8 protein-coding genes are annotated in these 7,805 nt (G+C 72.1%); 3 read left to right on the top strand and 5 right to left on the bottom strand.

Translation table 11 applies throughout. The features are described 5' to 3' along the window. Window positions 1-1,165, top strand: a 1,165-nt coding sequence (locus tag E2651_RS19605) for a PAS domain-containing protein (protein ID WP_135332475.1), incomplete at its 5' end; no start/stop codon positions are given. 181 nt (window positions 1,166-1,346) lie between these two features. Here the strand turns inward: E2651_RS19605 and E2651_RS19600 are convergent. The 4 genes from E2651_RS19600 to E2651_RS19585 are packed head-to-tail and all read right to left on the bottom strand — an operon-like array spanning window position 1,347 to window position 4,859. Continuing rightward, window positions 1,347-2,552: an ABC transporter permease gene (locus E2651_RS19600; protein ID WP_135332474.1), complete on the bottom strand. Its 1,206-nt coding sequence runs from the start codon at window positions 2,550-2,552 to the stop codon at window positions 1,347-1,349. Further along, entirely contained in the window at window positions 2,552-3,304 is a 753-nt protein-coding gene (locus E2651_RS19595) for an ABC transporter ATP-binding protein (RefSeq protein WP_135332473.1), read from the bottom strand. The genes E2651_RS19600 and E2651_RS19595 overlap by 1 nt, the downstream gene beginning before the upstream one ends. Further along, on the bottom strand, window positions 3,301-4,374 hold the full coding sequence (locus tag E2651_RS19590) for a peptidoglycan-binding protein (protein ID WP_245239008.1): 1,074 nt from the start codon (window positions 4,372-4,374) through the stop codon (window positions 3,301-3,303). The genes E2651_RS19595 and E2651_RS19590 overlap by 4 nt, the downstream gene beginning before the upstream one ends. After that, on the bottom strand, window positions 4,371-4,859 hold the full coding sequence (locus E2651_RS19585; protein WP_135332471.1) for a hypothetical protein: 489 nt from the start codon (window positions 4,857-4,859) through the stop codon (window positions 4,371-4,373). The genes E2651_RS19590 and E2651_RS19585 overlap by 4 nt, the downstream gene beginning before the upstream one ends. Window positions 4,860-4,976: 117 nt before the next feature. On the opposite strand from E2651_RS19585, the gene E2651_RS19580 reads away from it, so the two are divergent. Beyond that, window positions 4,977-5,645 carry a response regulator transcription factor gene (locus E2651_RS19580; RefSeq protein WP_135332470.1) on the top strand — a complete coding sequence of 223 codons (669 nt, stop codon included), beginning with the start codon at window positions 4,977-4,979 and terminating at the stop codon, window positions 5,643-5,645. A 131-nt stretch (window positions 5,646-5,776) separates the two neighbouring features. Continuing rightward, window positions 5,777-7,024, top strand: a complete 1,248-nt coding sequence (locus E2651_RS19575) for an ATP-binding protein (RefSeq protein WP_135332477.1) — start codon at window positions 5,777-5,779, stop codon at window positions 7,022-7,024. On the opposite strand, the gene E2651_RS19570 is transcribed toward E2651_RS19575, so the two are convergent. After that, entirely contained in the window at window positions 7,012-7,776 is a 765-nt protein-coding gene (locus tag E2651_RS19570; RefSeq protein WP_135332469.1) for an SIS domain-containing protein, read from the bottom strand. The genes E2651_RS19575 and E2651_RS19570 overlap by 13 nt on opposite strands. Window positions 7,777-7,805 lie beyond the last annotated feature (29 nt).

Below are 7,805 nucleotides of genomic sequence, written 5' to 3'. Positions count from 1 at the left end.
GTTCTCGGGGTGGGCGGTGCGGACGGCCGACGCCGAGGAGGTCGAGGCGCGGCTGCTGTCGGCCATGGAGGCTCCGGGGCGGCAGGTGCACGAGTTCGCGCTGCTGACCAAGGACGGCGGGCGGGTGCTCGTGCGGACGCAGTCAGCTGCCGTGCGGGGCGGGGACGGGAAGCCGGCGGGGGTGTACTGCGCCTTCAGCGAGGTGCACGCGCAGATCGATCTGGAGCGGTCCATCGCCCTGAGCGAGGCGTTGTTCGAGAACGCCTCGTGGGGGGTTGTTCTCGTCGATGCCGATCTTCGGCCCGCCGTCGTCAACGAACATGCGGCGCGGGCCTTTGGCATGGGGCGTACGGCGGTGCTCGGGCGGCCGCTCGGTGATCTGCTCGGGCAGGGCGTGGAGGAGCTGGAGAGCGCGCTCTCGCATGTGCTGGCCGAGGGGGCGCCGCCCGCGCCCGCCGAGATGTGGGTGTCCGTACGGTCCTCGGAGAGCGGTGAGCCGGAGCGGCGGTGCTGGCGCAGCGGCTTTGTGCGGCTGGCGTCGCCGCTGGCGGAGGAGCCGGTTCCGCTGGGTGTGGGGTGGCTTTTCCAGGACGCCACGGAGGCCAAGCAGACGGAGCAGGAGGCGGCTCAACTGCGCTTCCGTTCCCAGCAGTTGCACCGTTCGGCGCGGGCTGCCGCGGAGTGCGAGGATCCGACGGAGGCGGCGACGGTCCAGCTGGACTTCGCGCTCGCCGGGTTCGCCGATCACGCGCTGATCGACCTGGTGGCGGGCGAGGGGGATCCGGTGCGGCTCGTGCGGGCGGCGGCGACGCCCGCCGGGGCGCCGGGGCCGTGCCTGCCCGTGGTGAAGGCGGGCCTTCCGGTGCGCTATCTGGAGGGGCATCCCGCGCCGCAGTGCGTCGAGCGGGTGGGTTCCGTACGTGCGAGTGCCGGCACGGCGGCTCCGGAGCGGGCCCGGGAGTGGGCCGCGGCCAGGCAGTGGCCGGAGGACTCCGTGCACGCGCTGTGCACGGTGCTGCGCAGCCGGGGGCGGACGTTGGGCGTCGTGACGTTTCTGCGGGGGGCGAGCCGTACGCAGTTCGAGCGGGCGGACGTGACGTACGCGGAGAGCGTCTCGGCGAGGGTTGCGGCGTCGCTGGACCTGGCGCGGGTCCTGGGCAACTGACTGCTTCTGCGGGTGGGTGCGTGGGCTTTCGAGGCCGCCGCTCCGCGGCGGATCTCTCTCGCCCACCCACCCGATCGCCCGGCAGAGTTCGGGTGGGTGGGGCAGGTCAGCTGCAAGGTGATCTGGCGGGTGGGCGGGGAAGGCCCGCCGCGAAGCGGCAGCTCAGGGCGGGCCCGCCCGACTACCCCGCGTGCAGCGCCAGCGTCGGCGACAGGCGAGACGCCCGTACCGCCGGGTACAGGCCCGCCACCGTGCCGATCGCCAGCGTCGCGGCGAAGCCGCCCGTCACCGCCCAGAGGGGGATCACCCAGGGCAGACCGCCGGACGTGGCGTACGCGGCCGTCGCCGCCGCGCCCAGGGCTGTTCCCGCCAGGCCGCCCAGGCCCGACAGCATCAGGGACTCCGTCACGAACTGGATCCGGATCTGCCCCTTCGTCGCGCCCATCGAGCGGCGCAGGCCGATCTCGTGACGCCGCTCCAGGACTGAGATGATCATGGTGTTGGCGACTCCGACGCCCCCGACCAGCAGGGCGATGCCGCCGAGCCCGAGCAGCAGCGTGGAGAACGCGCCCTCCGTGGCCGCCTTCGCCTGGAGCGCCGACGACGGGTCCGTGACCTGGACGTTCCGCGGGTTCTCCGGGTCGATCGAGGCAGCCAGGAGGCCGCGGACGTCCCTTACCGATGCGTCGGTCGAGCGTTCGTACACGGACGTGGGGCGGCCGTCGAAGGCGAGTTCGGACTTCGCCGCGTCCCATCCGGCCAGTGCCGATCGTTCGATCTCAGGGGCGAGGGGCAGCGGGTCCAGGATGCCGATGACCGTGAAATAGCGGTCGTCCAGCCACACTTGCGTGCCCGGTTCCGTGATGCCGAGGCGCTGTGCCGCGACATGGCCAAGGACCAGGGACGGATAGCGGCTGTTGGCCGCGTTGAACCAGGTGCCGTGCGCCATCTCGCCGCGCAGCACCTCCAGCAGGCCCTCGGTCGCCGCCTTGACGGAGATGCCGCCCGTCTCGTCCTCGGGGATCTTCTCGCTGCGCCGCACGGAGCGGTCGAGATCGCCGGTCGCGCCCACGCTCCGCACTCCCTCGACGCGGGAGACCCGGCCCGCCGCGTCGCGCGGCAGCACCACCTTCTCGCCCGAGAACAGCGCCTCACCGGGCGACGCCACCAGCATGTTCGTACCCAACTCGTCCAGTTCCTCCATGAGTTGGGCCTTGCTCGACGAAGAGATGCCTACCACCGCGATCATCGTGGCTATGCCGATCGCGATGCCGAGCGCGGACAGGACGACCCGGACCGGGCGGCTGCGCAGACCCGCCGAGCCGACGTGCAGGACGTCGACCGGGCCGAGCCTCGCGGCGCGCAGCTTCTTGAGGTGTGCAGGCATCAGAGCGTGCCCTCCTCTGCCCGCGTATCCGCCACGGCCGCCCGCGTATCCGCCACGGCCGCCCGCGTATCCGCCACGGCCGTCCGCGTATCCGCCACGACCCGCCCGTCTCTGATCCGCACCTGCCGCGGCAGCCGCCGGGCGATCTCCGTGTCGTGCGTGATGACGGCGATCGTCGCGCCCTCCGCGTTGAGCTCGTGAAGGAGTTCCATGACCGCCTCGCCAGACGCCGAGTCCAGCGCGCCGGTCGGCTCGTCCGCAAGGAGCAGGTCGGGTGCGCCGACCACCGCCCGCGCGATCGCGACACGCTGCTTCTGGCCGCCGGAGAGTTCGTGCGGCCGGTGCTTCATGCGGTCCGCGAGGCCGACCCGGTCAAGCGCCTCGGCCGCCCTGCGGCGTCGTTCGGCGCGCGAGAGGCCGGAGTACAGCAGGCCCTCCGCGACGTTGTCCCGCGCGCTGACCCCCGGCACCAGGTGGAACGCCTGGAAGACGAAGCCGATGTGCCGCGCGCGCAGCGCCGAGAGGCTGCGGTCGCTGAGGGCAGCCACCTCGTGCCCGGCGATGGCCACCGAGCCCCGCGTCGGGCGGTCGAGCGTGCCGACGATGTGCAGCAGCGTCGACTTGCCGGACCCCGACGGGCCGACGATGGCGAGGAGTTCGCCCTCCTCCACCGTCAGATCCACTCCGCGCAGGGCCGCGACACCGCCCGGATACTCCTTGGTGACCCCGGCCAACTCCACGACGGCGCTCATATCTTGGGCACCCCGACCAACATCTCGTCCCGGAGTCCACCGCCGGTCACCTCGACGCGCCCCTGCCCGAACATGCCGAGTTCGACCTTCACCTGGCGGGCGCGGCCGTGCTCGACGACCTGGACGCCGTAACCGCCGCCGGGCAGCGCGAGGAGCGCGTTGACGGGGACGGAGAGCACGCCCTTACGGGTCTCGCCGGTGAGGTTCACCGTCACCGGGGACTGGTCGAAGCCGTCGACCTTCCCCGCGTCGTCGAAGGAGACCGTCACCGGGATCTTCGGGGTCTTGTCGGCCGGATCGTCGCCCGGCTTCGCGGTCTTGCCGACGGACGCGACCCGGCCCTTGACCGTGGAGCCGTCCGGCAGGTCCACGGTGACCTTGGTGCCCACCTCGGCCAGCTTCCCCTCGGCGACGTCCAGTTCGAAACGTACGACCCGTTCGGAGCCGGTCGCGGCGAGCACCGGCTTTCCCGGGGCGACCTGGTCGCCGACGGCCGACTCGGCGGACTTCACGCGGACCGCTCCGGGAGAGAAGGCGATCTGGTCCGGCCCGACCCGACCCGTCTGCTTCCGGTCGTGCGCCTCCTGCCACTGCTTCACGGCGCCCGCGGTGCCTTCCGTGTACGCGTCGTCGACGGCGAGCCCGGCCCCGTACCCGAGCGCCCGCAGATTCTCTTCCAGCTGTCGTACGTCGTCGCCCTCGTCGCCGGGCTTCAGCGTCCGGTACATGGGCTCGGTGCCGTACATGAGCCGCACCGGGACGCCGTTGACCTCGTACAGGCGGCCGTCGCGCCGGACCGTCGAGCCGGCGCCCGTGGTCCAGGTGAGGATGCCGGTGGCGCCCGCGTTGACCTTGCGTTCCTTGGCGTAGCCGAGGGTGCCGTCGGTCTGGGTGCCGCTGCTGAGGTCGCCGCGCTCGACGGGGGCGGTGGCGGGCGGGAGTCCGGCGTTCTGGCGTACGGAGCCGTCCTTGCCGTCGCCCTGCTCGGCGATGGCGGTGACGGCGACTCCGCCGCCGGTGACGGCGAGCAGGGCCACGACCGTGGAGACGACGGCGGTGCGGCGCCTCACGCGACGATGTCCTTGCACGCCTTGGCGGCCTTCTCCATCTTCTTGACCTCGGCGCCCTTGGGCATGGGCTGGGCCTGCATGGCGCCGCCGTCGAACTTGGGGTCCGGCATGTTGTAGCCGTTCTCGCGCATGCAGCGGGCGTACTTGAGCATCTTGTCCTTGTCGGCCTGCGAGACCGATCCGCCGCCCGCGCCGCCGCCCTTGCCGGTGCACTCCTTCAGGGCGGCCTGCATCTTCTCCTTGCTCAGGTCGCCGCCGATGGTGATGCCCCGGCTGTCCTCGCCGGCCTTGGGCTCGGGCACCTTGAGGCCGTGCTTGCGCAGGCACTCGCGCTCCTTGAAGGCGGCGTCGGCCTGCTTGCCCTTCCCGCCGTCCGCGCCGCTCCCCGCGCCCTTGTCGCCGGAGTCCTGCGAGCAGGCCCCGGTGAGCAGGGCGAGTGCGGCGATCCCTGATGCGATGGCCACCGATCGCGTACGAGTCCTCATGGCTTCCCCTCACTGGTCGCGTTGTCGACGCGCACAGGCTCACCGGAAGCGGGCTTTCGTTTCTCTCAACGCAGACGCTTACACCGACGAAAGGTGCACTTCAGGTACACAGTGCGGATGCGTGTACTGCTGGTGGAGGACGAGGAATTCCTGGCCGAGATGATCGCCGACGGGCTGCGCCGCGACGCGCTCGCGGTCGACGTCGCGTCCGACGGCCTGACCGCGCTGCGCAAGCTCCAGCTCGGTGAGTACGACGTCGTCGTGCTCGACCGTGACCTGCCGGGCCTGCACGGCGACGAGGTGTGCCGCCGTGTCGTACGGCAGCGGCTGCTCACCCGGGTCCTGATGCTGACGGCGTCGGGCACGGTGCGGGACCGGGTCGCGGGCCTGGGCCTCGGCGCCGACGACTACCTCACCAAGCCGTTCGCGTACGACGAGCTGCTCGCCCGCGTCCTCGCGCTGGGCCGCCGCACCCGCCCCGCGCTGCCGCCGGTCATCGAACGCGCGGGCCTGGTCCTGGACACGGCCCGCCGCCAGGCCGGCCGCGACGGACGGCACCTCGCGCTCTCCCGCAAGGAGTTCGCGGTCCTGGAGGCGCTGCTGCGGGCGGAGGGCGCGGTGGTCAGCGGCGAGGACCTGATCGAACAGGTCTGGGAGGAGGACACCAGTTACCGCACCAACGCGGTCCGGGTCACGCTGTCCAAACTGCGCACGAAACTGGGCGATCCGCCGGTGGTGGAGACGGTGCCGGGGGCGGGCTACCGGATCACGGGCTGGTCGCCGTGAAGGGGATCGGCGTGAAGGGGATCGGCGTGAAGCGGGCCGGCGTGAAGGGGATCGCCGTGAAGGGGATCGGCGTGAAGGAGATCGGCGTGAAGCGGGCCGGCGTGGGCCTCTTCGGTGCGCCCCCTCTCCGCATGGGCAGCGAGCGCGCCCGCCTGACCGCCCTCTACGGCGGCATGCTCGTCCTCGCCGGGGCGCTGCTCACCGGGCTCGTCTACTTCCTGGTCCGGCAGGGGCTCTACTCCTCCATCACCGCCGCCGTCACCACCGCCGTCCCGGCGAGCAGACTCGGCCCGCCCTGGCGGCTGCCGACCCCGGCCGCGTCCGCAGCCCCCACCAAACCCCTGCCCACCGAGGTCACCCAGGGCCTCGCCGTCACAAAGATCAGCGATGTAGCCGAGCAGGCCGCCCTCAGCCGACTCCTGACCGTCTCCGTCCTCGTCCTCTTCGTCTACGCCGCGCTGTCCATCCTGCTCGCCTGGTGGATGGCGGGCCGGGTGCTGCGCCCCGTGGCCGTGATCACCGGCACCGCGCGGCGCCTTTCCGGCGAGAACCTGCACGAGCGGATCGCGCTCGACGCCCCGCCCGGCGAGCTGAAGCAGCTTGCCGACACCTTCGACGAGATGCTCGGCCGGATAGAGCAGCTGGTCAGCGCCCAGCAGCGGTTCGCGGCCAACGCGGCGCACGAGCTGCGCACCCCGCTCGCCGTGCAGCGGGCGGCCGCCGAGATCGGCCTGGCCGGTGCGCCGGACGCGGAACAGGTCACGAAGATCCGTACGAAACTGATCTCGGTGGCCGACGACAGCGAGCACCTCATCAAGGGCCTGCTGCTGCTCGCCACATCGGAGCAGGGCCTGGAACGCCGGGAGCCGATCGCCCTGGACGTCATCGCCGACGCGGTGGCGCAGGGCCTGGCCGACCGGGCGGCGGAGCGCGACGTGACCCTGTCCGTGCACGCCGAGCCACTGACGGTGCACGGCGACGGGGTACTCCTTGACCGCCTGGTGCACAACCTGGTGGCGAACGCCGTGCACTACAACGTGAAGGGCGGCCGGGTCGGCCTGCGCACGGGCCCCGACGGGCTCGAGGTGACCAACACGGGCCCCGCGGTCCCGCCCGACACCGTCCCGCACCTCTTCGAGCCCTTCCGGCGCCTGCGGGAACGTACGCATGCGAGGGGGGAGGGTGCGGGGCTAGGACTGTCCATCGTGGCCGCGATCACACGGGCGCACGGGGCGGAGGTGACGGCGGAGGCGAACGGGGAGGGCGGAGGGCTAGCAGTGCGCGTGCGATTCCCGCCGGGTGGCCAGGCGGGCCCCGTCAGGGGCGCGGGGAACTGCGCGAGCGGCCACATCAGACCCGCACCCGCTCACCGCCGATAGAAAATCCGGTCTCCGTACTCCTCAAAAACCCGCCCGTTCCACTCGTGTCCCCCATCCACGTTCCCCGACCGAAGCAGCGGAGGCTGAATCCCCCGCCCCGCCAAAGCCTCGACGGCGGTCGCCGTCATCGCCTGCATGATCGCGTTGGTGACCACGCTGGAAGCGGGGCCAAAAGGCGCATCCACCGTGTCGAGGCTGAGCTCCGCGTCCCCGAGGGCGATCTTCGAGTCGATCACGACATCGCAGTGGTCCTTGAGGAAGGTCCCGGACACATGCCGCGACTTCGTCTCCGTCGCGTACGCCACCGACGTCACGCCGATGACCTTCAGGCCGAGCGCGCGGGCGTTCATCGCCATCTCCACGGGAAGGGCGTTGCGCCCGGAGAGCGAGATGATCACGAGTACGTCGCCGGGGCGGGCCGGCGAGGAGTCCAGGACGGCGCCCGCGAGCCCGTCCACGCGCTCCAGGGCGGAGCCGAGCGTGGCGGGCATGATGTCGATCCCGACGACCCCGGGGACGGCGAGGAGGTTCATCAGGGCGAGGCCGCCCGCGCGGTAGACGACGTCCTGCGCGGCGAGCGAGGAGTGCCCGGCGCCGAAGGCGAAGAGCCTGCCGTCCGCCTCGACCGCGTCGGCAAGGAGCGCGCCCGCCGCCTCGATGTTCCCGCTCTCCTCGTCGCGGACCCGGCCGAGCAGCCCGATCGCGGCGTCGATGTACTGACCGGCCAGCTTGCTCTCGCTCTTGAAGCCCATGCGCCGAGGAACCTTTCCGGGTACGAATG

The organism is Streptomyces sp. MZ04, from assembly GCF_004684775.1.
Classification (GTDB): domain Bacteria; phylum Actinomycetota; class Actinomycetes; order Streptomycetales; family Streptomycetaceae; genus Streptomyces.
Note: the sequence above shows the minus strand (reverse complement) of the source record. Positions and strands in the feature narration are given on the sequence as shown.

What these genes read in the sequence shown, in the direction of transcription:
- E2651_RS19585 (WP_135332471.1), bottom strand. Translation starts at nt 4,859, where the DNA reads ATGAGGACTCGTACGCGATCGGTGGCCATCGCATCAGGGATCGCCGCA.
- E2651_RS19595 (WP_135332473.1), bottom strand. Translation starts at nt 3,304, where the DNA reads ATGAGCGCCGTCGTGGAGTTGGCCGGGGTCACCAAGGAGTATCCGGGC.
- E2651_RS19600 (WP_135332474.1), bottom strand. Translation starts at nt 2,552, where the DNA reads ATGCCTGCACACCTCAAGAAGCTGCGCGCCGCGAGGCTCGGCCCGGTC.
- E2651_RS19575 (WP_135332477.1), top strand. Translation starts at nt 5,777, where the DNA reads ATGGGCAGCGAGCGCGCCCGCCTGACCGCCCTCTACGGCGGCATGCTC.
- E2651_RS19570 (WP_135332469.1), bottom strand. Translation starts at nt 7,776, where the DNA reads ATGGGCTTCAAGAGCGAGAGCAAGCTGGCCGGTCAGTACATCGACGCC.
- E2651_RS19580 (WP_135332470.1), top strand. Translation starts at nt 4,977, where the DNA reads ATGCGTGTACTGCTGGTGGAGGACGAGGAATTCCTGGCCGAGATGATC.